Origin of the sequence: Cellulophaga sp. Hel_I_12 (assembly GCF_000799565.1) — a bacterium.
Taxonomy (GTDB): Bacteria; Bacteroidota; Bacteroidia; order Flavobacteriales; family Flavobacteriaceae; genus Cellulophaga.
Window position 1 is genome coordinate 625,243 of sequence record NZ_JUHB01000001.1, and the last position, 23,949, is coordinate 649,191.

The 23,949-nt window shown below is 35.0% G+C and carries 26 protein-coding genes; 12 read left to right on the plus strand and 14 right to left on the minus strand.

The window, feature by feature from the left end; translation table 11 throughout:
- Positions 1-39 precede the first annotated feature (39 nt).
- Positions 40-729, minus strand: coding sequence for an ABC transporter ATP-binding protein (locus GQ45_RS02940; protein ID WP_047414954.1), 690 nt, complete (start codon positions 727-729; stop codon positions 40-42).
- 27 nt (positions 730-756) lie between these two features.
- Here GQ45_RS02940 and GQ45_RS02945 point away from each other — a divergent pair, with 27 nt between their 5' ends.
- A complete protein-coding gene (locus GQ45_RS02945) occupies positions 757-1,497 on the plus strand; it encodes an arylesterase (protein ID WP_047414955.1) in 741 nt (246 codons plus the stop codon).
- Between the two features lie 217 nt (positions 1,498-1,714).
- Here the strand turns inward: GQ45_RS02945 and GQ45_RS02950 are convergent, their stop codons facing one another.
- From GQ45_RS02950 to GQ45_RS02965, 4 genes are all read right to left on the minus strand, one after another.
- Complete coding sequence (locus GQ45_RS02950) at positions 1,715-3,253, minus strand: SDR family oxidoreductase (protein WP_047414956.1); 1,539 nt, start codon at positions 3,251-3,253, stop codon at positions 1,715-1,717.
- A 469-nt stretch (positions 3,254-3,722) separates the two neighbouring features.
- Positions 3,723-5,039, minus strand: a complete 1,317-nt coding sequence (locus GQ45_RS02955) for a DEAD/DEAH box helicase (RefSeq protein WP_047414958.1) — start codon at positions 5,037-5,039, stop codon at positions 3,723-3,725.
- A gap of 2 nt (positions 5,040-5,041) precedes the next feature.
- The gene (locus GQ45_RS02960) at positions 5,042-6,382 is read right to left on the minus strand and encodes a DEAD/DEAH box helicase (RefSeq protein WP_047414960.1); all 1,341 of its coding nucleotides are present in this window, start codon (positions 6,380-6,382) and stop codon (positions 5,042-5,044) included.
- 113 nt (positions 6,383-6,495) lie between these two features.
- Positions 6,496-7,767: an FAD-dependent oxidoreductase gene (locus GQ45_RS02965; protein WP_047414962.1), complete on the minus strand. Its 1,272-nt coding sequence runs from the start codon at positions 7,765-7,767 to the stop codon at positions 6,496-6,498.
- A 104-nt stretch (positions 7,768-7,871) separates the two neighbouring features.
- Between GQ45_RS02965 and GQ45_RS02970 the strand changes: the two genes are divergently transcribed.
- Positions 7,872-8,219, plus strand: coding sequence for a DoxX family protein (locus GQ45_RS02970; RefSeq protein WP_047414964.1), 348 nt, complete (start codon positions 7,872-7,874; stop codon positions 8,217-8,219).
- Positions 8,220-8,241: 22 nt separating this feature from the next.
- Here GQ45_RS02970 and GQ45_RS02975 read toward each other — a convergent pair whose 3' ends face one another.
- The 7 genes from GQ45_RS02975 to GQ45_RS03005 form a co-directional block, all read right to left on the minus strand.
- Positions 8,242-8,604, minus strand: coding sequence for a DoxX family protein (locus GQ45_RS02975; RefSeq protein ID WP_047414967.1), 363 nt, complete (start codon positions 8,602-8,604; stop codon positions 8,242-8,244).
- Positions 8,605-8,708: 104 nt separating this feature from the next.
- On the minus strand, positions 8,709-9,293 hold the full coding sequence (locus GQ45_RS02980) for a fasciclin domain-containing protein (protein WP_047414969.1): 585 nt from the start codon (positions 9,291-9,293) through the stop codon (positions 8,709-8,711).
- Positions 9,294-9,503: 210 nt separating this feature from the next.
- The gene (locus tag GQ45_RS02985) at positions 9,504-9,914 is read right to left on the minus strand and encodes a c-type cytochrome (RefSeq protein ID WP_047414970.1); all 411 of its coding nucleotides are present in this window, start codon (positions 9,912-9,914) and stop codon (positions 9,504-9,506) included.
- 112 nt (positions 9,915-10,026) lie between these two features.
- The gene (locus GQ45_RS02990; protein ID WP_231555147.1) at positions 10,027-10,563 is read right to left on the minus strand and encodes a CIA30 family protein; all 537 of its coding nucleotides are present in this window, start codon (positions 10,561-10,563) and stop codon (positions 10,027-10,029) included.
- A 73-nt stretch (positions 10,564-10,636) separates the two neighbouring features.
- On the minus strand, positions 10,637-11,308 hold the full coding sequence (locus GQ45_RS02995) for a flavodoxin reductase (RefSeq protein ID WP_047414972.1): 672 nt from the start codon (positions 11,306-11,308) through the stop codon (positions 10,637-10,639).
- Between the two features lie 29 nt (positions 11,309-11,337).
- Positions 11,338-11,973 (minus strand): SDR family oxidoreductase, encoded by a 636-nt coding sequence (locus GQ45_RS03000; protein WP_047414974.1) that lies wholly within the window; start codon positions 11,971-11,973, stop codon positions 11,338-11,340.
- A gap of 120 nt (positions 11,974-12,093) precedes the next feature.
- The gene (locus GQ45_RS03005; protein WP_047414976.1) at positions 12,094-12,963 is read right to left on the minus strand and encodes a pirin family protein; all 870 of its coding nucleotides are present in this window, start codon (positions 12,961-12,963) and stop codon (positions 12,094-12,096) included.
- 188 nt (positions 12,964-13,151) lie between these two features.
- Between GQ45_RS03005 and GQ45_RS03010 the strand changes: the two genes are divergently transcribed.
- The 10 genes from GQ45_RS03010 (at position 13,152) to GQ45_RS03055 (ending at position 22,384) form a co-directional block, all read left to right on the plus strand.
- Positions 13,152-13,763, plus strand: coding sequence for a TetR/AcrR family transcriptional regulator (locus GQ45_RS03010; RefSeq protein WP_047414978.1), 612 nt, complete (start codon positions 13,152-13,154; stop codon positions 13,761-13,763).
- A gap of 91 nt (positions 13,764-13,854) precedes the next feature.
- Positions 13,855-15,120 carry a TolC family protein gene (locus tag GQ45_RS03015; RefSeq protein ID WP_047414980.1) on the plus strand — a complete coding sequence of 422 codons (1,266 nt, stop codon included), beginning with the start codon at positions 13,855-13,857 and terminating at the stop codon, positions 15,118-15,120.
- Between the two features lie 14 nt (positions 15,121-15,134).
- Entirely contained in the window at positions 15,135-16,019 is an 885-nt protein-coding gene (locus tag GQ45_RS03020) for an HlyD family secretion protein (protein ID WP_231555148.1), read from the plus strand.
- Positions 16,016-16,918 (plus strand): ABC transporter ATP-binding protein, encoded by a 903-nt coding sequence (locus GQ45_RS03025; RefSeq protein WP_052188104.1) that lies wholly within the window; start codon positions 16,016-16,018, stop codon positions 16,916-16,918. Before GQ45_RS03020 ends, GQ45_RS03025 begins: the two co-directional genes overlap by 4 nt.
- Positions 16,919-16,962: 44 nt before the next feature.
- The gene (locus GQ45_RS03030) at positions 16,963-17,685 is read left to right on the plus strand and encodes an ABC transporter ATP-binding protein (RefSeq protein ID WP_052188105.1); all 723 of its coding nucleotides are present in this window, start codon (positions 16,963-16,965) and stop codon (positions 17,683-17,685) included.
- Positions 17,682-18,788 (plus strand): ABC transporter permease, encoded by a 1,107-nt coding sequence (locus GQ45_RS03035; RefSeq protein WP_047414984.1) that lies wholly within the window; start codon positions 17,682-17,684, stop codon positions 18,786-18,788. The genes GQ45_RS03030 and GQ45_RS03035 overlap by 4 nt, the downstream gene beginning before the upstream one ends.
- A gap of 126 nt (positions 18,789-18,914) precedes the next feature.
- Positions 18,915-20,036, plus strand: coding sequence for an ABC transporter permease (locus GQ45_RS03040; RefSeq protein WP_047414986.1), 1,122 nt, complete (start codon positions 18,915-18,917; stop codon positions 20,034-20,036).
- 378 nt (positions 20,037-20,414) lie between these two features.
- Positions 20,415-20,993: a TetR/AcrR family transcriptional regulator gene (locus tag GQ45_RS03045; protein ID WP_047414988.1), complete on the plus strand. Its 579-nt coding sequence runs from the start codon at positions 20,415-20,417 to the stop codon at positions 20,991-20,993.
- Between the two features lie 34 nt (positions 20,994-21,027).
- On the plus strand, positions 21,028-21,660 hold the full coding sequence (locus GQ45_RS03050) for a nitroreductase family protein (RefSeq protein ID WP_047414990.1): 633 nt from the start codon (positions 21,028-21,030) through the stop codon (positions 21,658-21,660).
- Between the two features lie 112 nt (positions 21,661-21,772).
- On the plus strand, positions 21,773-22,384 hold the full coding sequence (locus GQ45_RS03055; RefSeq protein WP_047414992.1) for a pseudouridine synthase: 612 nt from the start codon (positions 21,773-21,775) through the stop codon (positions 22,382-22,384).
- Positions 22,385-22,407: 23 nt separating this feature from the next.
- Here GQ45_RS03055 and GQ45_RS03060 read toward each other — a convergent pair whose 3' ends face one another.
- Positions 22,408-23,352, minus strand: coding sequence for an EamA family transporter (locus GQ45_RS03060; RefSeq protein WP_047414994.1), 945 nt, complete (start codon positions 23,350-23,352; stop codon positions 22,408-22,410).
- 40 nt (positions 23,353-23,392) lie between these two features.
- A complete protein-coding gene (locus tag GQ45_RS03065; RefSeq protein WP_047414996.1) occupies positions 23,393-23,842 on the minus strand; it encodes a KTSC domain-containing protein in 450 nt (149 codons plus the stop codon).
- Between the last annotated feature and the right edge of the window lie 107 nt (positions 23,843-23,949).

Below are 23,949 nucleotides of genomic sequence, written 5' to 3' on the forward strand. Positions count from 1 at the left end.
AAGCCATTTGGTATGTTGATTCATGTGTGTTAGCTATGCTTACAGTACTGCTGTAGTTTGATTGGTTAAAATTTGGCCGCCTTTAAGTCGTAATATTTGCTGGGTTCTATTCGCTAAGTCTAAATCGTGTGAAATAATCACTAAGGTAGTGCCTGCTTCTTTATTTAAATCAAACAATAATTGAATGACTTTCTCGCCCGTTTCTTCGTCTAAGTTTCCAGTAGGTTCATCCGCAAACAAAATAGAAGGGCTGTTCGAAAAGGCTCTGGCTAGTGCCACACGCTGTTGCTCTCCTCCTGAAAGTTGCGAGGGGTAATGGTCAAAACGATCGGCTAAGCCCACTTTATCTAATAATGCCATACTTTTTTCTGTTGCATCTTTTGCGCCTTGTAACTCTAAAGGAACGCTTACATTTTCTAAGGCTGTAAGGGTGGGCAACAATTGAAAATTTTGAAAAATGAATCCCACTTCCTTATTTCGTAATTGCGCGCATTGGTCTTCATTTAAGCTGCTCAAGTCTTGACCACAAAGTTCAACCGTACCCGCATTAGGTGCGTCTAAACCAGCACAAAGGCCTAGTAAGGTTGTTTTTCCGCTTCCAGACGGACCAATAATGGAAAATGTTTGTCCTTTTTCTACATCAAACGTAATGTTTTGCAATACTGTTAATTCTTTTTGACCACTGGTGTAGGTCTTTTCTAAACCAGTAATCTTTAATATCTTTGGCATATAATTTTTAATTAAAAATGACACCTTATGTCAAAGGCTGAAAATAATCAATTGAGGGCAAATTTACCAACTTCACTGCACCCGATATTCTTAAAGTTTTGTTATTTTACGATGGCGCTATGCCTATTGTCTTGTGGAAATGATAAAAAAGAACAAAACTCCTCTGACGCCGCGGCCAAAGAAACAAGCGCAACAACGGAAACAGAAACAACGAGTACAAAAACAATCCTTTGTTTTGGGGACAGCATAACCGCTGGTTACGGACTTGAGGATACGGAAGATGCATTTCCCGGACTATTACAAGAAAAAATTGATTCCTTAAACCTAGAATACACCGTGATCAATTCAGGCCTAAGTGGCGAAACAACCGCTGGTGGAAGAAGCAGAATTGATTGGGTTTTGAATCAAAACATCGATATATTCTTGTTAGAATTGGGGGCGAATGATGGCTTGCGAGGCGTACCGCTTTCAGAAACTCGTGCCAATTTACAAGCCATAATTGATATGGTGCAAGCAAAGAGCCCTACAACCAAAATTATCCTTGCAGGAATGCAATTACCGCCCAATATGGGTCAAGCCTATACTACGGAATTTAAGCAACTTTTTGTCGATATCGCCAAAAATAATGATATCGCTTTTATTCCTTTTATTTTACAAAACGTCGGGGGTATTGCTGATCTTAATCAAAGTGATGGCATTCACCCTACAGAAGCAGGTCATCAAATAGTGGCTAATACTGTTTGGGAGGTTTTAAAGCCGATGTTGTAATTAGTTTTTAAATTTAAAACTGACATCACCCTTGTATTTTTATATTTTGCCAACGAGGAACATGCACGTAGCACTGAGCGTGTTGAAGCGCCTTCAACCATTTTAGAAGGTCTTCGACAGGCTCAGACGGACACTTTAGTATTCATTTGTCATAGTAGAACTCAATAATACTTTTCTAAATTTTCAACTTTTGACATTCGACATTCGACATCATGACTTACCAGTCAATAGGAAAATAGTCTTTTAAGAACTTCCCCGACCAATGTTTCCCTGTGTTAATGCCGTCAAATAAGGGGTCTAGAACACGAGCTGCGCCGTCAACAATGTCTAAAGGCGGTTGAAAATCTTGTTCTACTTGTTTCTTTTTCGCTAATGCCGCAGGGTCTTCATCAGTGACCCAACCGGTATCAACGGCATTCATAAAAATACCTTGCTTCGCTAAATCACCAGCTGCGGTATGGGTCAGCATGTTTAAAGCCGCTTTTGCCATATTGGTATGTGGATGGCGCGATTCCTTAAATGCACGGTGAAATTTGCCTTCCATAGCGGTTACATTAATCATATGCTTTTGTCCTGTATGGGTCTTTTTCATCACTTCAGCCAAACGGTTACACAACACAAAAGGTGCAACAGCATTTACGAGCTGAACTTCAATCATTTCTGTAGTTTCTATTTCTCCGAGTTTTAAGCGCCAACTATTGGTGTTACGCAAATCTACCTGCTGCAAATCGGCATCTAATTCTCCTTCTGGGAACACTTCTTTTGCTACCAAAGCCTTATCAAAACTGTAAGGAATTTGTGATAGTTTAGCAGAAGCCCGTAATCCGATACCGGGCTCGGGACCATGCCAGGTGACAGGCATATTCTGGTTGGGCGATGCTGAGGAAGTAAGCTGCGCTAATTCTTGCAAACAACTCGTATGATCTTGTAATAGTTCTTGTGCAAATTTAGGAAGTGAGGTGATAGGTCGCTCTTCATTCGCCATTAAATGATGATAAAAACCCGCTGGTCGCCGCACAGTTTGGGCTGCGTTATTAATCAAAATATCTAAATGATCATACTGCTGTGCTATAAAATTACAGAAGATTTCTACACTTGGAATATGCCGTAGGTCTAAACCATGAATTTTTAAGCGATGTCCCCATTCCATAAAATCGGGCTCTTTAGAGAAGCGTAAAGCAGAGTCCACAGGAAAACGTGTGGTCGCAATAACCGTGGCTCCTCCACGTAAAAGCATTAAGGTGATATGATAGCCAATTTTTAAGCGAGAGCCCGTTATAACGGCTATTTGTCCCTTTACATTGGCGGTTTGAAAGCGTTTGGCATAGTTAAAATCACCACATTCAGAACACATAGTATCATAAAAATGATGCAATTTGGTAAATGACGTTTTGCAAACATAACAATTACGGGCAATTTGTAATTCTTGTTGCTCCTTATGTTCCAAATCTGCCGCTTGTATTAATTTTGGAGCAGTGAAAATATGTGCTTCTCGAGCATTCCGGATCCCAGTTTCCTTACGAGCTACCCGATCTTTTTTATCTTGTTTGCGTTTACTGGCTTTCTGTGCATCTTTTTTACGTCGTGAAAATTCGTCACGAGTAGGTCTTGAAAACTGACCGGTTACTTTGAGCAATGCTGTTCTTTGTGCTAAAGGAATATCAAAAATCTGATCGGTATGCGCTACTAACTGCCCTAAGATGGCAATGCATTTATCAATCTCTTCAGAAGTAATAGGTGGTGTATCGTTGCTCAATTTTGATGTGTTTATTTATTTTTATGTGATGTATACCTTAGCCTTTAGTGGTTAGGTTCTTAAACTATGTAAGAAGAAGCAAGACTTTAAATAATTAGAAGCCTATAGGTCTCCCTGGGCTTGTCAATGTGCCTTCTATTATTTCGCATGGTCTTCGACAAGCTCAGACAGACATTTTAGTATTCATTTGTCTACAAAATTAGATGATTTTTAATTTTTTTTATCAGTACCCTTTAGAATCCTAGTTGTTTCACTGAGCCACTCGAATTACGTTCGGCTAATTGGTAAGGTCTTCGACAAGCTCAGACATACATTTTAGCATTCATTTGTTTACAAAATTAGATGATTTTTAATTTTTTTTATCAGTGCCAACTAGTAACATGGATGTCTTACTGAGCCTGTCGAAGTGCATTCGGCTAATGGATAAAGCCTTCTACAAGCTCTCAATACTTCTAATTTTATATGATTTCTATCCTTCTAAAACAGTAATCCTTACTTTTTTATTCTTCAGTTTTGTATTGCTTAATTTCTGTACGAGTTCATCCGCTAAAACCTTTGGAACTGCCACAAAAGCGCAATCTTGCTTTAATTCGATCATCCCTAATTGCTCTTTAGTTATACCACCTTGTTTCAAAAACAAACCAGCAATATCTCCTTTAGAAATTTTATCTTTTCTACCTCCAGAAATAAATAAGGTTTCCCAATATACAGGTTTTTTGGTGGGTTGTTTTGAAATATCAGCGATAGCCGTTTCTGCTATAAACTCTGGCAAAGCCTGATCTTTCCATTTTAATACGTAGGCAGTACCCTCCGCTTTTACACGTGCAGTTCGCCCGTTTCTATGGATAAATTCTTCTTTGTGAATCGGTAGTTCATAATGAATGATAAACTCCATTTCAGGTACGTCGATGCCTCTTGCGGCCAAATCAGTAGCCACCAGCAAGGGATAGGTTCCATTTCTAAATTTTAATAAGGATCGTTCACGCTCTTTTTGCTCCATGCCTCCATTAAAATTTCCATGCGGAAGGCAATGTTTCTTTAAAAAATCGCTTACCGTTTGTATACTATCTTTTAAATTGCAAAAAATAATGCCTTGTTGATTTCCTAAATGATGCAATAAAGCTAATAAAGTTGTTAGTTTATTTTTATCAGGAGAAATGAGTGTTTTTATTGTTAAGCTAGAGGCTTTGCTGTCTAAGTAATTAAGAATATTTGGGTTGGTCAACTTTACAAATTCGGGAATGCTAACGCCTTGTGTAGCAGATGTTAAAATACGTTTATGTAAAGCATTTAAATCTTTTAATATTTCACGCATTTCATCTTCAAAGCCCACTTCTAAAGATTTATCAAATTCATCTAAAATTAGGGTTTTAATATCGTCTTTAGTAAAACGTTCGTTGGCAAAATGATCATTTATACGCCCCGGAGTACCAATTAAAATAGCGGGTGCATGTTTTAATTCTATTTTATCTTTAGACATTGCCCGACCACCATACACCGCATTTACTTTATAACCAGAACCCATATTCCTTAGTACTTGTTCAATTTGTATAGCTAATTCACGGGAAGGCACTAAAATTAAAGCTTGAATGTTTTCACAATCCGGATCTAAACTTTCAATTAAAGGCAAGGCAAAAGCTAGTGTTTTGCCTGTTCCTGTCGGAGAAAGAATTATGGTATTCGAAGTTTTCGGAATACTCCTCAATGCTTCAATTTGCATTGGGTTTAAGCTTTTAATACTTAATTTTTCTAATATTTCTGCTTGTGTTTTTAGGGGTGCTGCCATACCTACTTCTTTTTCTTTGCTGCTAAGGATGCTTCTTTTGGTAGCACACTGCTGTGTTGTTCCAGATGATTTGCTAAAACCTTTTCGATCAACTCTTCTTTGGTTAAATGATGAAAAATTGTTTTAATCTTATTTTTAAAATCATCAGAAACCTCTCGATTGGGTTTCGTTTTAAATATCCTGGTGGCCCACAGCAAGGTGTTTGTTTCTTCAATACTTGCGGCAGATGCCTTTTTTATTCTATGGAAACTAATTCCTAATTCTTTTTCAAAAACCGGAATTTCGGCTTCTTCTTCTTGCTGAAGAATGGTTAATGAAAGTCCGTTTGCTCCTGCCCTTGCGGTTCTACCACTTCTATGCACATATAAATCATAGGTCTCTGGTAAATGATAATTTATGATAAATCCTATATTTTTTACATCAATACCTCGAGATGCCAAATCGGTGGCTACTAATAGCTTTAAATGACCGTCACGAAATTGTCCCATCACACGATCTCGAATGGCCTGCGTTAAACTACCATGTAGCGCTCCAGAAGAAAATTTATTGATGGCTAAATTTTTGGCTAATTTATTTACGGCTGCTTTTGTTTTGCAAAAAATAATACCTTGTTCGCCTTCTCTTGAGCTTAAAAAATGGAGTAAAACGTCTAATTTTTCTATAGGTTCCACCACAATATACTGATGATCGATGCCTTGATGACCAATAGTTTCCATATCAGCTTCTAAATGCATCACATTTTTATTCAAGTAGTTTTGTACCAATTGTTTAATAGCGCCTGGCATGGTTGCCGTAAACAAAAGAGTTCTACGAGATTCTGGTAATTCAGCTACAATTGGGTCTAAATCTTGCTTTAATGCCGTGACCATTTCATCCGCTTCATCCAATACCAAATACGCCACATTTTTAAGGTTTATGGCTTTTTTTTGAATCAAATCAACCAAGCGACCCGGTGTAGCCACGACCACATGGGTTGTACTTTTTAGTTGTTCTATTTGTGGTTTTATAGGTGTTCCTCCACAAATCGAAGCAATTTTAATGGCTGGACTATGTTTAGAAAAAGAAACTAAGTTGGCATAAATCTGTTGGCCTAATTCTCTCGTTGGTGCTAAAATTACAGTTTGTATTTGAGAGCTATCCGTAGCTATTAATTGCAATAAAGGCAATCCGAAAGCAGCAGTTTTACCTGTTCCTGTTTTAGCTAAGGCTACAATATCTTTTTTAGCGCTAAGAACTAGAGGAATTGTTTTTACTTGAATATCAGTAGGAATTGTTATGGCTAAATCCGCTAAACTTTTTTGAAACGCTTCGCTAACTCCTAACTTTGAAAACTTTTTAGACATAAAATAATTTTCGACAAAGATAGTTAGACTTTTATAGGGAATAACAGGTATTTTACTTGTTATTGCTAGAAAACAATAAGTTGCCCTACGACTTTCTGCAGTACTTGATACTTTTAAAGGTTCGCTGAATTCGTAGAAGATGAATTCTCGATCGTTTTCACCAAGGCCAAGGCAGCCGTTTCACCAGCAATCATGGCTGCATTTAAGGAACCGTTTAAGAGAAAGTCACCCGCCAAAAATATATGATCCGAGAGTTTTATGTCTTCTATAGCTAGTCTATTTTTTAAATGCTGTAGGTTAGGAAGTGCCTTAGGAATTGTGTAGTGCTTTACAAAAGTTAGTTCAGTAATTCCACAGTACGTTTCCAAATCATGCTGTACTTTTTCAATTAATGCTTCTTGGCCAAGTTGGTGCTCTTTTACTACGGTTACCGAGAGCAGCTCATCAGTAGCCCTTGTTCCTGTTTCAAGACTGGTGTGGTAAAAGATATTATTGATTAAAGCCGACTCGTCAGCAATTAAACCAATGAGCGCTTTTTCTATGATTCTTTTTTTTGCCGTAAAATATAAAACATCACAATGTTTCCAAGATACTTTTTGATCTAGGGGTTTTGGTGTTTCAAAAAGAGGTTCGGTGGCAATAATAGCATAGTCAAATTCATTTTCAGTTCCATCAGATAAATTTAGTGATACATCTGTTAGACTGGTAATTGTTGAATTATATAAAATTTTAGACTTGGTAAGTGACCCTAACAATTGTGCAGGAATAGCTGAGATTCCGTTTTTTGGAAGTGTAGCAAATCCCTCACCAAACATTTTAAATACAAATTGAAACATTCTGCTGGAGGTAGCTAAATCGGGTTCTAAAAAAATTCCACTAAAAAATGGCTTAAAAAAACAGGCAATCATATCCTCACTAAATCCTTTTTGTTCTAAAAAAGCCTTGGTGGTCATTTCATCTTCAGCAAAAATCTGATCAATTGTTTTGCTTTTTAGAGATAAACTTAGCCTAATTATTTTCCATTTATCCTTCAAATTCCCGATAGATGAACCTAAGGTGGGCAACAAAAGTGAAAAATCTCGAAGTGGATCTCCTAAGGTCATTTGCTTTCCATTTCGAAAGATGACTGCTCCAGGCAGAAACTTTTGTAAGGCTAGTTCTTCTAAGTCTAAATATTTTTGTACCATAGGGTAAGCCTCTAAAAGCACCTGAAATCCATGATCTAACTGGTAGCCAGCTATCAGATCGGTTTTTACACGACCTCCAGCGGAATCTGTTTTTTCATAGATTGTGGCAAAATAACCATTTGCTTCTAACACTTTTGCCGCCATTAAGCCACTAATTCCTGCGCCTATGATACTAATTTTTACACTTCTTTTTTCCATGGCCTAAAAATAATAAATAATCAGAACCTTGCGCTTTAATAGGAACAGGATATTTTACGCTTTTAAAATGTATTCGCATTAATTCAAGTATCTTTATCCCCGCTATGAGCTTTTATACTTTTTTAATTTTTTTCTCAGCTATATCTTTTGCTTTTTTCGGCATAGGATGCTTTGTAGCTCCCCGAATGAAAATTGAGTTTTTACGCTACGGATTATCAAAACTGCGAAATTTTGTAGGAGTATTACAACTTTTAGGAGCTATAGGTTTGGCGATTGGCTACTACTTCAGCCCAATGCTCATCTTGGTTTCCGCGAGTTGTCTTTCTTTATTGATGTTGCTTGGATTTGGAGTGCGCTTGAAAATAAAAGATTCTTTAGTGCTAGCTACTCCAGCTCTTTTCTACGCCTTGTTGAATGCTTACATTGCTTTCGAGCAATGGATTATTTTGTAAAAAGCTATACACTTTAGGTGTATTATAAATAAGAAATGATCAAACACATGCTAAAAAACAAAAAGGCTGGAAAAGATTTTTTTAAAGGATCTTTAACTTTTAAATGCATAACTATCGAACCTAACAGTAAGGCAGCCAAACCTAAGGCCGCTATTTTTTGTATTTCCGGATACCAAATTGAAGCTAAAAGGCCTATGGCTAGTGCTACCTTTAAGGCACCAACAACATAGCACATCCAAATCGGAAGTCCATAAACTTTGAACTCTTCTATTATAGTTTTGGCGTTTCCTCCACGCCAGGGTGTAGGTTTATTATATTGCAGAAGCCAAACATTAAGAATGCTAAAGGCAACGATGCACTGTAATACTATGGTGATGTACTGCATAATCAGGTATTTTTAGGTTGTTATATGGTATTAGTTTTAACTATATTTTACAAAAAAGCCATTACAAGAAAATTGTAATGGCTTTTTGATTACTTTAAAAAAGTCTATTCTGGCATTACTACAGTATCAATAGCGTGAATTACGCCATTTGAAGCCGCTACGTCAGCCATTATTACTTTAGCCATTCCGCCTTTTGCATCAGTCAACATTACACTACCATCCTTTAAAGATAATGAAATATCATTACCTTGAACAGTAGTCACTGTGAATTTTCCATTGTTACTATTGATAGCCTCAATAACTGCTGAAGCGCTAAAGTTACCTGAAACTACGTGATATGTTAATATCCCTGTTAAAGTAGCTTTATTTTCTGGCTTTAACAAAGTTTCAACCGTACCTGCTGGTAATTTTCCAAAGGCATCGTTGGTTGGAGCAAATACTGTAAAAGGACCTGCACTACTTAATGTTTCTACTAATTCGGCAGCTTTAACTGCAGCAACTAAAGTTGCAAAATTTTCATTTCCTGCAGCTACCCCAACAATATTAGGTGTTTGTTCTTCAACTACAGCCATTTCTACTTCCGCAATTTCTTCAGACACTTCTTCTTTTACTTCTTTTTTTGTTTCTCCACAAGACATGAATAATGTTCCTGCTAAGGCCAAAATACTTAATGTTTTAATTGTTTTCATAATTCGTTTTTAGATTTTAGTTTTTTAATACAGGGCTAAGATACTATTATTATTTTATTGTCTAACCTATTTAACAAAACATTAAACAAATTAAGCTGTTAACGCTAATTCTAACCGCAATAGCGTCAAAAATGATGTCATGATCAGGGGATAAGAGCTAAAATAGTATTGGATTACTTGCTATTTAATAACTTCCAAACTATCGCATTACTATTTATTTAACTCATCAACATGAAGCATATAGGTTGCAATGGCACCTAGTTCTTCATCTGAAATATTTTTTAAAAACCCTTTGATGTTTACCTGCATCATGGCTATTTGCGCAGCCGAGGCTTCGACGATAGGTTCTGCCTCTCCTTTCAAAAAGGCCACAATATTTCCATTTTCCTTTTTATATACTTTCATGATTTCTTTTACAGAAGGCCCGATAGTACTTTTCTGTGCATCATGACATGTAATGCAGGTTTTTTCAGAAAAAAGTCTATTCCCTAAAAAAATTTGAGAATCCATGCTTAACTCACCACGTACAAGCGTCGTTTCTGAGTCTTTAGTTTCAGATTTTTGATTGGTATTACAACTTTGTAACCAAAGGCAGAGCAGAAAAAGAGCTAAGATGCGCATACGACTATCATTTTAAGGGTATATCTCTTAAAGATACTTAAATTTAAGAGGCTAATTAATATGTCTGGATTAATTTTATAAATCCTTTTTTAGCGCTGGACGACACATTTTTTTACTCCAAATAAATCTTTTCTATTTCTAATACAAAATTCTCTTTGGTCTTATTCCCTATTAAAATAGCGATTTCTTCTAGTAGTTTGCCATTAAAATTTGGTCTGTTTAACCTGTTTCCTCTAAAACTGGGATAAAAGTTTTTCAAAGCAATTTTTATAGTTTGCCAATCACCTGAAGTTTCAAAAGTTGTAATGTAAGAGTAGCGATGCGATGTATCATCCTTGATTCTAAACTGATAATTTTTACCATCACCCTTAATTTTTAACACCATAAACCTGTAGGCAGAGGCATCAATGGTATCAAAAGTATAGCGTACGGATGAAAAACCACCATTATTTTCTGTCCGCACGGTTCCGTAATACTCAAGGTGACCAGCATCATTTAATTTTGTGTTACCCCTTGATAATCCTCCCATGACACCATCATCAACTACGAACCAATTGTTATTCTTGTCTTGATGTTTGGCATCATATATGAGGCTTGTGTTGTTTTGGGACATAAATAGGAGTATTAAAATTAATGTTGCGCTTTTCATACCTTAAAATTATAAAAAAGAAGGATACAAGGCCTACTGTTTAACAAAACTTCGGCTTATATAAGACTTAACTTTAGGCTAAATCTTCTGCAATTAACTGTTCCCTTGAAAGCCCTAGCGCATATAAATCAGATTGTAAGGCTTTCATCATTGGAGGTGGTCCGCATAAATACACCTTTTTAGCGGTAGCTAGATGATGCTTTTGAAGAAAATCCTTATCAATTCTTCCGTGCGCATGCTTATCGGTTTTTTCCTCGGATAGTATGTTATGAAAATCACTTCCTAGCCATGCCTCAATATGTTGCTGGTAAATAATATCTTTCTCCGTTTTATTCGCAAAAATTAATTGGTGACCCCTTAATTTATTTTTTCGGTTCAAATCTTTTAGAATTGCGATAAATGGCGTTATTCCAGCGCCTCCAGCAATAAAGGTGCCTTCTCCTTGATACTTAATAGCACCCCAAGCATCACCCATTAAAAAGGTATCTCCCACATTTAAATTAGCTAACTCATCTGTAACTCCCTCATGGGATGGATACATTTTTATGGTAAATTCTAACTCATTATCTTCTGGTAGGCTCGTAAATGTAAATGGCCTCTTTTCATCTCTCAGTCCGTCTTTATCAATGGCCAATTCCGTGGCTTGACCAGGAGTGAAGGTATAGCCTTCGGGCTTATCGGTAATTAGATGCAAAACATCATGAGTTACGTTTTCTATTTTTTTTACTTGTATTTTATAATTCATTTGTTGTTTTCTTAGCGTATTATTTTTTTTTAATGATTTCTTATACTATCCAGTGCTTTTCCGATAAGCATATCGCCGGAGAGGATTTCGAAACTTGTGTTCAATGCTGCATCATCGTGTAACATTCTGGTTAAAACCTGAGCAACGTCATCTCTACTTATAGAACCGCTTTTATTTAAAGAGGTTCCGATTTCAATTTTTTGATTGCCTGGATCGTTTGTTAAGGCCCCTGGTCTTACAATGGCATAAGGCACCTTGCTTTGTTTTAAATATTCATCAGCATGGTGCTTGGCTTTCAAATAGTCTTGAAGATCAGAAGCCTTTTCAGGTTGCTCTGCACCCATAGAACTCAGCATTATAAATTTTTTAACTGTATTTTGTTTTGATGCATCAATCATTTTTTTTGCCCCTTCTTGGTCTATTTCTATCACTTTTTTTCCTCCAGAACCAGCGGCAAAAATCACTTTATCAATATGGTTTGTTGTTAAGGATACATCACCCTCTAGATCGGCAAGTACTGTTTTTACCTGTTGCTCAGAAAAGTCTTTAACCTGACTTTCTTTTCGAACCATGGCTATAGGCTCAAAATAGGTCGAAGATTTTAAAAGTTGTACAATTTTTTTTCCAGTGGTGCCAGTTGCTCCCACAACGAGTATCTTTTCCATAAACTTGTTTTTTTGTAAGGTATGGACAAGCGTGTGGAAATATTAATTCAATATAATTTAAAAATGACTCATACAAAATGAGTCACTTTTAAATTAATCATCCATGGTTTAAATAACACTTTAATTTAAACTCCCAAATTTACCCGTATTATAATCCTCAAAAGCCTCAATTAGCTCTTGTTGTGTATTCATAACGAAAGGGCCGTGTGCGGCGATGGGTTCATTTAGCGGCTCACCGCTTAAAACTAAAATGATACAATCTGTTGTAGCTTCAATTGTAACTGTATCGCCATCAGATTTGAATAAGGCAAAATGGTCTTCAAATACTTCGGCGTTTTCATTGATCATAGAATTACCCTCAATCATTACTAAAGAGGTGGTGTAATGTGACGGAAAACTTAAGCTTGTTTTTGCGCCTTTTTTTAACTTTAAATTGAACATAGAAATCGGAGAGAATGTATGTGCTGGACCCTTTTCTCCTTGAAATTCGCCAGCAATTACTTCTACTATTCCTGCGTTATCTGGCAATAAAACTTTCTTTATGTCAGCATTAGCAATGGCTTGATATTTTGGCATGGACATTTTGTCTTTAGCAGGTAAATTTACCCACAGCTGAACCATTTGAAATTCGCCGCCTTTTTTGCTCCACGCTGTTTCGTGAAATTCTTTATGTAAAACTCCCGAAGCGGCAGTCATCCATTGCACATCACCTTCACCAATAACGCCTCCCCCTCCAGCGCTATCATTATGCTCAATACGACCTTTATAGGCAATCGTCACTGTTTCAAAACCCCTGTGCGGGTGCACACCTACTCCCTTGGGTGTGTTTGTTGGTGGAAAATTATATTTTGAATTGTAATCCATCATAATAAACGGATCCATTCTTTTCATCGTGGAAGAACCTGGAATAAAATTATGCACCCGAAAGCCATCGCCCACAAAATGCGGTGTTCCTGGTTTTATAATTTTTTCAATGCTTTTTAATTTCATATCAATAGTTATTTAAGATTATAAAAATACTTGAAATTTGGTACTCAGTGTCTTATGTATAGTAGTTTTTATTGGTCGAAACCAACGGCAAACAATTACAAATTTCAAGGGGTAATAATATTATTTTTTTGAAAGTAAATAAATTATGGTATATTTGTTAACCATTTGGTTAAACTAAATAGTTAATTTTGAAAAAAGAAAAAAATTTAAATACTGAAAATCAAATTTTAGAAGCAGCAAAAAATGTGTTTCAACAAAAGGGTTTAGATGGTGCTAGAATGCAAGAAATAGCAGATAAGGCTGGGATCAATAAAGCGATGCTTCATTATTATTACAGAAGTAAACAATTACTTTTTGAGGCCGTTTTTGATAATGCCTTTATATTATTAGCACCGCAATTAAATAAAATATTAAACGATGATTCCAGTATAGAAACTAAAATTAAAAACTTTACGGCTAATTATATTTCGTTTGTTAGCCTGCATCCGTACCTACCAAATTTTGTAATTCAAGAATTGCATAAAAATCCAGATTTTGTTGAAAAAATAAAGTCTAAAAGTGATTTTCCAAATCTGGCTAAATTCAAAAAACAAGTGAATGATGAAGTCGAACAAAACATTTTAAAACCTATTGATGCAGAACAACTATTCATTAATATTTTGTCTTTAAGCATTTTCCCTTTTATTGGAACACATTTAATAAAAGCTTTTATTGATATTGATGACAAAGGTTTTCAAAAGATAATCGAAGAACGGAAAACGGCCGTGGCTGCTTTTATCATCGCATCCATAAAAAAATAACAGCTAAAAGAACCTAATTGTCTTTTAATTAAATAATGACAAGTGAACTGATCGTAATATAATATCAGAGGTACAGTCGAATTTTATACCAATGAAAAAATTTATTTTAATACTCCAATTTCTTTTGTCATTTTCTGTCTTATCTCAACAGAAAATTACCTTACAAGAATGCTATGATTTGGTGCAACAGAATTACCCTTTAGCACAGCAAACTAAGCTACTTGAAAAACAAACCAATTTTACACTTGAAGCGATAAAGACCAAGAAACTGCCGCAATTGGATGTAGCGTCACAAGCTACCTATCAATCAGATGTCATTGAAGTTCCTATACCGAATAGCAACATTACGCCGTTAAATAAAGACCAATATAGGGCGACGCTTAATGTAAATCAATTGATTTATGATGGCGGACAAATAAATGCTGCTTTAAAAGAAAAAAAAGCCGATTTATTAACCAAGCAAAAACAGATTGAGGTTAATTTGTACAACTTAAAATCACAAGTAAATCTATTGTATTTTTCTATTTTATTAGTTCAAGAAAAAGAGTTTATCTTGAAGGCAAAAAAAGAACAATTACAAGAAAAATTAAGAGAAATAGAATCTGGAATTAAAAACGGAATTATCATTCCTTCTTCAGATAAGGTTTTACAAGCAGAGTTATTAAAACTCGAGCAAGCATTCACTGCCTTAAAATTTCAAAAAGAAAATTTATACAGTACACTTTCATCAATTATAGGAATAGCAATAAAGCCTACCACAACACTAGAAAAACCAATAATTTCAATAGTTTCGGAAGTTGACATTCAACGTCCTGAAATCGCTTTGTTTGATTTTAAAAAGTCTCAAATTGAAGCGTCGCAAGAATTACTTACTAAGCAAACGGCACCTAAACTTATGGGTTTTGCTACTGGTGGTTATGGAAATCCGGGCTTAAATATGCTTGACAATTCATTCCAGAGCTTCTACATAACAGGCGTAAAACTTAATTGGAAACTTTTTGATTGGAAAGCCACAAAAAAGAAACGTGATGCTTTAGAGGTCTCTAAAGAAATAGTTAGCAATGAGGCCGAAATATTCGATTTACAAACCCATATTGCTTTACAAAATCAGCAAAAGGAAATTGAAAAATTAGAAGCTTTTATTAGTACCGATTCCGCCATTATTGCCTTGAGAAATGAAGTTCTTGAAACTACAGCTTCTCAATTAAAAAATGGTGTTATAACTTCTTCAGTTTACATTACAGAACTTACCAATTTGTATGAAGATGAAAATGCATTAAGCACCCATAAAATTGAATTATTATTGGCAAAAGCAAATTATAATACGATTAAAGGAAATTCAATATTAAAAAAATAAAGATGAAGAATAGTATGAACAATATAGTTTTTAGCATCGCTGCCACTGCCCTACTATCCTGTGGAAACGGTAATGATAAGGCAGATGGATATGGTAATTTTGAAGCCACTGAAATTACAGTATCCGCTGAGAATACTGGAAAACTAATGCAGTTTTCTGTAGAAGAAGGGCAAATACTTGAAAAAAACGCGTTTGTTGGTTTTATTGACACGATTCCACTACACTTAAAACGTGAACAATTAGTTGTTTCGAAAGCGCTTGTTAGTTCAAAATCAAAGGGAGTATTGTCGCAAATTAATGTGTTAAATGCACAATTAAAAACAGCAAATATTACTAAAGAAAGGACAAAAAATTTAATACAGGATCATGCAGGAACACAAAAGCAATTAGATGATATTACAGGTGAAATTGAGATTATCAAACAAAGAATAAATAGTGTAGAAATTCAAAATGGACCTGTAGTGAACGAATTAAAAAATATTGATGTTCAGATGGCTCAAATAAACGATCAGATTAAGAAAAGTATACTAATGAATCCTGTTGCTGGAACGGTACTTGCAAAATATACAGAACCCAATGAAATTACCACTTTTGGAAAACCACTTTATAAAATAGCCGATTTAAGTACGATGCAGTTGAGGGTTTACATCAGTGAAACGCAATTAGCAAATTTAAAAATAGGCCAAGAAGTGAAGGTAAAAATTGATGCTGCTGATAGCATGAAATCATATACAGGAAATGTTAGCTGGATTGCCTCAGAAGCAGAATTTACGCCTAAAATAATACAGACAAAAGAAGAGCGCGTAGCACTCGTTTACGCCGCCAAAATCGATGTTAAAAATGATGGGAGTTTAAAAATAGGCATGCCAGCAGAAATGTGGATCAATGAAAAATTATGAGTATTGTCGTATCAAACATATCAAAATCATATAAAAGCGTAAAAGCCTTAGAAGACATTTCTTTTGAAGTACATGAAGGAGAAATATTTGGACTTATTGGTCCTGATGGTGCTGGAAAAACTACTTTATTTCGAATTTTAACTACGCTTTTAATTGCCGATCAAGGCAATGCAAAAGTGACAGATTTTGATGTCGTTGACGACTATAAAAAAATTCGAAATAGTGTGGGTTATATGCCTGGTAAATTCTCGTTATATCAAGATTTAACGATCACCGAAAACTTGACTTTTTTCGCTACTATTTTCGGTACTACTTTCGAAGAAAACTATGAATTAATTAAAGAAATATACGTTCAAATAGAACCTTTTAAAGATAGAAGAGCAGGAAAACTTTCAGGCGGAATGAAACAGAAACTAGCCTTGTGCTGTGCATTAATCCACAAACCTAAAGTTTTGTTTTTAGATGAACCCACTACTGGTGTTGATCCTGTTTCTAGAAAAGAGTTTTGGGAAATGCTGAAACGCTTACAAAAAAAAGGAATGACTATTTTGGTTTCTACACCTTATATGGATGAAGCCGAACTTTGTGATAGAATTGCTCTAATTCAAAATGGTAAAATTTTAGAAATAGATACCCCACAAGCTATTGTAAAGCATTACCCCATGCCTATTTTTAATGTTAGCGCTAACAATATGTATCATTTAATAAAAGCTTTAAATGATTACGAACATAAGCATAGTGTATATCCTTTTGGTGAATTTGTTCATTATACAGATACTCGTAATACGTTTAATCCGGAGGATTTAAAGGAGTATTTAGTAACTAAAAATTTATCGAACATAACACTGGAAAAAACAGTGGCTACCATAGAAGACACTTTTATGGAACTCGCAAAATAATACCCTACAAGGCATATAATAACCTGTAGATATAAGTTAAAAAAATGAACCAGGTCATACAAGTAGCGGAGTTAACAAAAACATTCGGAGATTTTACTGCGGTGAATGCCATTACTTTTGAAGTAGCGAAAGGGGAGATTTTTGGTTTTTTAGGAGCCAATGGGGCGGGAAAAACTACAGCAATGAAAATGCTAATCGGAATTTCTACACCTAGTGCTGGAAAAGCTATTGTGGCTGGTTTTGATGTTTTTAAGGACGCAGAAAGTATTAAAAAGAATATTGGCTATATGAGTCAAAAGTTTGCCTTGTATGATGATTTAACGGTAAGGGAAAACATTCGTTTTTTTGGTGGAATTTATGGCTTAACTAAAGCTAGAATTAAAGAAAAATCGAACGTACTAATTAATGAATTGGGACTTTCTAAAGTCGCAAATTCGCTTGTGGGTTCTTTGCCTTTAGGATGGAAACAAAAATTAGCGTTTTCGGTATCGCTTTTACACGACCCTAAAATTGTTTTTTTAGATGAACCCACCGGAGGCGTTGACCCTATTACGAGAAGACAGTTTTGGGAAATGATTTATAAAGCTGCTGACACGGGTACTACCGTTTTTGTGACTACGCATTATATGGATGAAGCTGAGTATTGTGATCGCGTGTCTATTATGGTCAATGGAAAAATAGAAGCTTTAGATACCCCCAAAAAACTTAAAGAATTATACAGGGTGACGAATATGAATGATGTTTTCTTAAAGCTAGCAAGAGGATGAAACGATTTATAGGATTTGTAACCAAAGAGTTTTATCATATATTTCGTGATAAGCGATCGCTTTTTATTCTCTTTGGAATGCCCATTGCTCAAATATTACTTTTCGGATTTGCGATAACCAATGAAATTAACAATGTAGATATTGCTATTCTCGACCACTCTAAAGATGCAACAACAAAGGAGATAATTCAAAAAATTAAGGCTTCAAAATATTTTAGCATTGAACAATTTATTGAGAAAGAATCAGATATAGAAGCTGTTTTTAAAAAAGGAAAAGTAAAAGCAGTCTTAAATTTTGAACAAGATTTTGAAGCTAAACTAGGGAGTACACACAAAGCAACAGTTCAAATTTTAACCGATGCGACAGATCCAAATACGGCAAATACGATTGCCAACTATGTGAACGCTATGTTGGCAAAATACCAACAGGAACGCAACGCGGGTATTGCAATTCCTTTTCAGATTGTTGCACAAACTAGAATGGTGTATAATCCTGAGATAAAAAGCGTATTTATGTTCGTTCCAGGTGTTATGACTATTATTTTAATGTTGGTTTCTGCCATGATGACTTCTATTTCTATTACTAGAGAAAAAGAATTAGGGACTATGGAAATACTTTTAGTATCGCCCTTAAAACCTTTTCAGGTAATTGTAGGTAAAGTTGTACCCTATATTTTCTTATCTGTTATTAATGCTATTGTCATTATTGTCTTGAGCATTTTTGTATTTAAAATGCCCGTAGAAGGAAGCTTCTTCTTGCTAGGTTTAGAAAGTGTTTTGTTTATTATTGTGGCTTTAGGCTTAGGTATTTTAATCTCTACCATTTCTGCCACACAACAAACCGCAATGATGATTTCGTTGATGGGTTTAATGTTGCCCGTCATACTTTTGTCCGGTTTTATTTTCCCTATTTCAAGTATGCCTTTACCCTTGCAAGTCATCAGTAATATTATCCCTGCAAAGTGGTTTATTATCATCGTAAAAGCCATTATGCTAAAAGGTGTTGGCCTACAATTTATTTGGAAAGAAACCTTGATTTTAATAGCTATGGCGCTCTTTTTTATCGGATTGAGTGTGAAGAAATATAAAATTAGATTGGAATAGCTCCCTAACCCTCAAAGCGGGAATTTAAAAAAGAATAGATGAAAAGTAGTTGGTTGATTGTAGAATTAAATAGAAAATAGAAAAAGCCTATTACCTATTGCTAATAGCCTAAAGCCTAAAAATTCAATGAAAACAATACGATACATTATTCAAAAAGAGTTTAAGCAAATCTTTAGAAATAAAGGCATGTTGCCTATAATTTTTGTTTTACCCTTACTACAACTCATTATTTTATCCAATGCTGCTACTTTTGAGGTAAAAAATGTAAAATTTGGATACATTGATAACAATCGTTCCTCTACGTCAAGGGCTTTACTAGAAAAATTTAACGCTTCAACATATTTTGATGTTTTGACGGTCTTTGAATCACAAAAGAAAGCTGATGAAGCGATGTTAAGGGGTACTATTGATGTGGTACTAGAAATTCCAAATCACTTTGAAAAAGACTTAGAGACTAGAAAGACAAGTGCAGTGGGGCTTACCATAAACGCCATTGATGGCGCCGCTGCCGGAGTAGAAAGTGTGTATGTTCATCAAATTATTCAAAGTTTTAATAAAAATATTTCTTTGAGTACTTTGCAATCATTGGACGGACAAACTAAGCCTTTGAGCATGACTAGCATTCCATCATTTTGGTACAATCAAACGTTGAATTATAAAACGTTTATGGTTCCTGGTATTTTGGTACTTTTAGTCACCATGATTACTTTATTCTTATCCGGAATGAATATTGTTCGTGAAAAGGAAATGGGTACTTTAGAACAGATTAATGTAACACCCATAAAAAAAAGTCAGTTTATCATCGGAAAATTATTTCCTTTTTGGCTTATTGGTTTGGGTTTGTTAACGGTTGGATTAATCATATCAAAACTTATTTTTGATATCCCCATAGTAGGTAGTTTAGGCCTAATGTACGCCTATACATCAATTTACATTTTAGTCGTTTTAGGCATCGGTTTATTTATCTCTAATTTTACCGATACCCAACAACAAGCTATGTTTATCGCTTGGTTTTTTATGGTTATTTTTATTTTAATGAGTGGTTTATTTACCCCTATTGAAAGTATGCCGGCATGGGCACAAACCCTTACTGAATTTAATCCTATCAAGTATTTTGTACAAGTAATGCGTATGGTCATGCTTAAAGGAGCCAGTTTTACCGATATTCTACCTCAGTTTTTAAAAACCTTACTCTACGCTTTAATTATGAATGGTTTGGCAGTTTGGAGTTATAAAAAAACCAATTAATTAGCAGCAATGAAATACATTAAGCCAAGTGTCATCAAGATTTCAGATGTTAAACCACTTAGCTAAAATAATCGAGAAACAAGACTTTTGAATCATGTCTCTATTCGCTAGTATCTAGTGGGCCTAATAGAAACTATGGTAAAGGAATATCCCCGATGTCTTAAAATTACGTTTACTTGGTACGGATATTTATTACTAATAGTAAAAATTACTTCACTTTAAGGTCTTGATACGCTAATCTATAAGGTACTGTATCGCAATAAGATAGCATTTGGAAACTATTGTTTAACAAGGACAAGCTTAATAATTCGTTAAAACATAAATAAAAAAGAATGAACATTCATTTTTATTTATACCTTTACATCCAGAATTTTTAATATGGCTAAGCTTCAAAAAAGTATCGACAAAAAAAATGCCTTGGTAAAAGCCACGATAGAATTAGTGAACAACAATGGTTTTCATGGAACTCCCATGTCTAAAATTGCTAAAATGGCTAATGTTTCTCCAGCTACAATTTATCTCTATTTTGACAGCAAACAAGATTTGGTAAATAAAACCTATCTAGAGGTTAAAACAGCCTATACCCATTTTGCTTTTGCTACTTATGATGAATCCATGCCCGTAAAAGAAGGATTTGAAATTATTTGGAAACGGATAGCCGATTTTAAATTGAAAGAGCTTGATAAATCCCTTTTTTTATCACAATGTGATAACACACCGATGATTGATGAAACGAGCCGACAAGAGGGCATAAAACACCTACAACCCCTACTCGACCTATGGAAAAGAGGAAAAAAGGAGAAAATTCTTAAACCAATTTCGGACTATCTTCTATACGCCTATACCATAAGTCCTTTATCCTTTCTCATGTTAATGCAACAGCGCGAGGCTTTTAAAATTACCCACGATACTATTGAAGAGGGGTATCAAGTTGCTTGGGATGCCATTAAAATTTAAAACTAAATATAAATTAAAATTGAAACATCATTAAATGGAATTATTAGATAAATTAAATTGGAGGTACGCAGCAAAAGCTATGAATGGCGAGAAAGTTGCTCAAGATAAGGTAGATAACATATTAGAGGCTGCTCGCTTGGCACCGACATCAAGTGGTTTACAACCTTTTGAAATATTTGTGATTACCAATCAAGAAATCAAAGAAAAAATTAAGCCCGTGGCTTGGAACCAATCGGTCATTACAGATTGTTCTCATTTACTAGTTTTCGCCGCTTGGGATACCTACACAGCAGATCGTATCAATAAGATGTTCGATTTAACCAACGAAGTTCGTGGTTTTAAAAACGAAGGTTGGGAAAATTACCGTCAAATGTTATTAGATAATTATCCTCAGAAAGATGCAGAAGAAAACTTTAATCATGCTGCGAAACAAGCCTATATTGCTTTTTCACAAGCCATTGCTGCCGCAGCCTTTGAAGGTGTAGATGCCACACCTATTGAAGGTTTTGACCCTACTAAAGTTGATGAAATTCTAGGTCTTCGTGAAAAAGGCTTACGAAGTGCTGTTTTATTACCATTAGGATATCGAGAAGTAGAAAAGGATTGGTTAGTAAACTTAGTAAAAGTTCGAAAAAGCACTGAAGATTTAGTGACTGTTATCGATTAAAAGGATTGCATAAAAAACAGCCCTATTTTTGAATTTAAACTCACCAATTTTCATTGGTGAGTTTTTTTATGGATCTTAAGGAAAAGTTTTAGCTTTATACTTTTAAAGTCAAATGAAAAAACACCTACATTTTAAACTTCATAAACCTTTTGGTGTTTTGAGTCAGTTTACATCAAATGATGCAAAAGAAGCAAGACAAAAGCAATTTTTAGGTGATTTATATGATTTTCCAGAAGGCATTATGCCTATTGGTCGATTAGATGAAAAATCAGAGGGTTTAATACTATTGACTACCGATGGCAAATTAAGTGATCAGGTGAATCAATCTGGAATAGAAAAAGAATATTACGCCCAGTTAGATGGCGAAATTACATTAGAAGCTATAGAAACCCTTCAAAAAGGCGTTCAAATAGGTTTTGCAGGTAAAAAATATAACACCAAATCTTGTCGAGCTTTCAAACTAGAAAAAACGCCTAACTTTGCCGAAGCTGATAAAAAATTAAGAATTGGCACCCACCGTCCTAATTCATGGATAAGCATCACTATAACGGAAGGTAAGTTTCGACAAATTCGTAAAATGACGGCTGCCGTTGGTTTTCCAACACTTCGTTTGGTACGCGTCAGAATTGGTACTATACTTCTGAAAGATATGACAGCGCGTGAAGTGGTTCCAATTACGATCAAAGAGGTATTAGACGAAGTGAATACTAAGAACAGACCTTAACTTAAGCAACCATCCTCATTATTTTAAGCCTTACTTCTTTTACTTCTCAATTTATCTCTAAAGCGATCATAAATCACGAGCTTCTTTTTCGTATTGATAAAATAAACGCCTGTTAAAAGAATTGCAGCGGCTATGATAGATTGAGTGGTTAATTGTTCGTCTAATATATACCAACCTAAAAATAAGGCAATCACAGGATTCACATAACTTGAAGTGGCTACTTTTTCTGGAGAAACGGTTTTTAATAAATAATTAAAAGCAGAAAAAGCCACGATACTACCAAAAAGAATAAGCATTATCATAGCGAATTGTACTCCACCACTCCAACTTAATGGGGATGTCCAAGTTTCACCTAATAGCAAACTAGCAAGAGCTAGGGTAATCCCAGCCGTAACCATTTGGTATGCTGTATTGACCAAGTAACTTTCTGGTAAATCTACTCTAGAGACAAATAAACTACCTGTAGACCACGCCAAAACACAGAAAAATATAATAGTCATGCCTAGAACAGCATCTTCACTCTGAATTACCTGTTTTTGACTCACTAATAAATAAATACCTAAAATGCCAAAAATTACGCCTACGAACGACATGGCTTGTATTTTCTTACCATCAACAATGCGCATCATGATTAATACAATTAGTGGCATAGCTGCTACCTCTAGGGCAGCAAAACCACTATCCACATATTTAAGTCCCCATACAAAAACACCATTCCCAAAAGTAAGAAATAAGAAACCGGCAATGGCGCTATTGATAAATTGTCGCGCAGTGATTTTTGTAGGGATCTTGGTAATTTTACAAATGCCAAAAATTAATAAACCAGCAGTTGTAAAGCGCAATCCTGCTAACATATACGCTGGTAATTCGGTAACGGCAATCTTATTTAAAAGATACGTCGAACCCCAAATAAAATAAATAGCAAAGAAAGCAAGGACAATTAAAACGGTATTAGTTGGTTTTGCCATGATCTTTAGCTTACTATAAAATCAGTAAAAAAATATTTAATTATGCTTCTTGAAGTGTTTTTTTAGACTTTCTGTATAAATAACTATTAAAAATACTACGCTTTGCGAATCGGTATGCTTTTGGAGAATTAATCAACTTTACATAAATATTTTTAGGAACTCCAAAGTATTCATAGGTGGTACCGTCTAAGAAGGTAACTTCTAATAGTAAACCTTTGTGTTGAAAATCTAATATTCCAGATTCGGTAGTCAGTTTTGTATATTCTTCTAAGTTGGCTGCTTTAGTTTCTGGAGCTATACTCACTAAAAAATGATACCCGTCAATAATTTGTCTGCTTTTAAGTTCAGCAACTTCTTTTTGCTCGTCACCATCTTGAAATTTATCAGGATGCCATTGCTTTACCAACCCACGGTAGGTATTTTTTAATTCTTTTAAGTCGATTTCTTTTTCAACAGAAAAAAGTTTTTTGTATTCAGCTACTCGTTTCATTTTGCTTTTTTTTATTCTGGCCGCGAAATTACATCTTAAATTTCATTTAAACAGCATTTTAGCGAAAATCATATCAGAAATGTAAAGCTGAAATACTTTAGGATATA

What these genes read in the sequence shown, in the direction of transcription:
- GQ45_RS02940 (WP_047414954.1), bottom strand. Translation starts at nt 729, where the DNA reads ATGCCAAAGATATTAAAGATTACTGGTTTAGAAAAGACCTACACCAGT.
- GQ45_RS02945 (WP_047414955.1), top strand. Translation starts at nt 757, where the DNA reads ATGTCAAAGGCTGAAAATAATCAATTGAGGGCAAATTTACCAACTTCA.
- GQ45_RS02955 (WP_047414958.1), bottom strand. Translation starts at nt 5,039, where the DNA reads ATGGCAGCACCCCTAAAAACACAAGCAGAAATATTAGAAAAATTAAGT.
- GQ45_RS02960 (WP_047414960.1), bottom strand. Translation starts at nt 6,382, where the DNA reads ATGTCTAAAAAGTTTTCAAAGTTAGGAGTTAGCGAAGCGTTTCAAAAA.
- GQ45_RS02965 (WP_047414962.1), bottom strand. Translation starts at nt 7,767, where the DNA reads ATGGAAAAAAGAAGTGTAAAAATTAGTATCATAGGCGCAGGAATTAGT.
- GQ45_RS02970 (WP_047414964.1), top strand. Translation starts at nt 7,872, where the DNA reads ATGAGCTTTTATACTTTTTTAATTTTTTTCTCAGCTATATCTTTTGCT.
- GQ45_RS02975 (WP_047414967.1), bottom strand. Translation starts at nt 8,604, where the DNA reads ATGCAGTACATCACCATAGTATTACAGTGCATCGTTGCCTTTAGCATT.
- GQ45_RS02980 (WP_047414969.1), bottom strand. Translation starts at nt 9,293, where the DNA reads ATGAAAACAATTAAAACATTAAGTATTTTGGCCTTAGCAGGAACATTA.
- GQ45_RS02985 (WP_047414970.1), bottom strand. Translation starts at nt 9,914, where the DNA reads ATGCGCATCTTAGCTCTTTTTCTGCTCTGCCTTTGGTTACAAAGTTGT.
- GQ45_RS02990 (WP_231555147.1), bottom strand. Translation starts at nt 10,563, where the DNA reads ATGAAAAGCGCAACATTAATTTTAATACTCCTATTTATGTCCCAAAAC.
- GQ45_RS02995 (WP_047414972.1), bottom strand. Translation starts at nt 11,308, where the DNA reads ATGAATTATAAAATACAAGTAAAAAAAATAGAAAACGTAACTCATGAT.
- GQ45_RS03000 (WP_047414974.1), bottom strand. Translation starts at nt 11,973, where the DNA reads ATGGAAAAGATACTCGTTGTGGGAGCAACTGGCACCACTGGAAAAAAA.
- GQ45_RS03005 (WP_047414976.1), bottom strand. Translation starts at nt 12,963, where the DNA reads ATGAAATTAAAAAGCATTGAAAAAATTATAAAACCAGGAACACCGCAT.
- GQ45_RS03015 (WP_047414980.1), top strand. Translation starts at nt 13,855, where the DNA reads ATGAAAAAATTTATTTTAATACTCCAATTTCTTTTGTCATTTTCTGTC.
- GQ45_RS03020 (WP_231555148.1), top strand. Translation starts at nt 15,135, where the DNA reads ATGAACAATATAGTTTTTAGCATCGCTGCCACTGCCCTACTATCCTGT.
- GQ45_RS03025 (WP_052188104.1), top strand. Translation starts at nt 16,016, where the DNA reads ATGAGTATTGTCGTATCAAACATATCAAAATCATATAAAAGCGTAAAA.
- GQ45_RS03030 (WP_052188105.1), top strand. Translation starts at nt 16,963, where the DNA reads ATGAACCAGGTCATACAAGTAGCGGAGTTAACAAAAACATTCGGAGAT.
- GQ45_RS03035 (WP_047414984.1), top strand. Translation starts at nt 17,682, where the DNA reads ATGAAACGATTTATAGGATTTGTAACCAAAGAGTTTTATCATATATTT.
- GQ45_RS03040 (WP_047414986.1), top strand. Translation starts at nt 18,915, where the DNA reads ATGAAAACAATACGATACATTATTCAAAAAGAGTTTAAGCAAATCTTT.
- GQ45_RS03045 (WP_047414988.1), top strand. Translation starts at nt 20,415, where the DNA reads ATGGCTAAGCTTCAAAAAAGTATCGACAAAAAAAATGCCTTGGTAAAA.
- GQ45_RS03050 (WP_047414990.1), top strand. Translation starts at nt 21,028, where the DNA reads ATGGAATTATTAGATAAATTAAATTGGAGGTACGCAGCAAAAGCTATG.
- GQ45_RS03055 (WP_047414992.1), top strand. Translation starts at nt 21,773, where the DNA reads ATGAAAAAACACCTACATTTTAAACTTCATAAACCTTTTGGTGTTTTG.
- GQ45_RS03060 (WP_047414994.1), bottom strand. Translation starts at nt 23,352, where the DNA reads ATGGCAAAACCAACTAATACCGTTTTAATTGTCCTTGCTTTCTTTGCT.
- GQ45_RS03065 (WP_047414996.1), bottom strand. Translation starts at nt 23,842, where the DNA reads ATGAAACGAGTAGCTGAATACAAAAAACTTTTTTCTGTTGAAAAAGAA.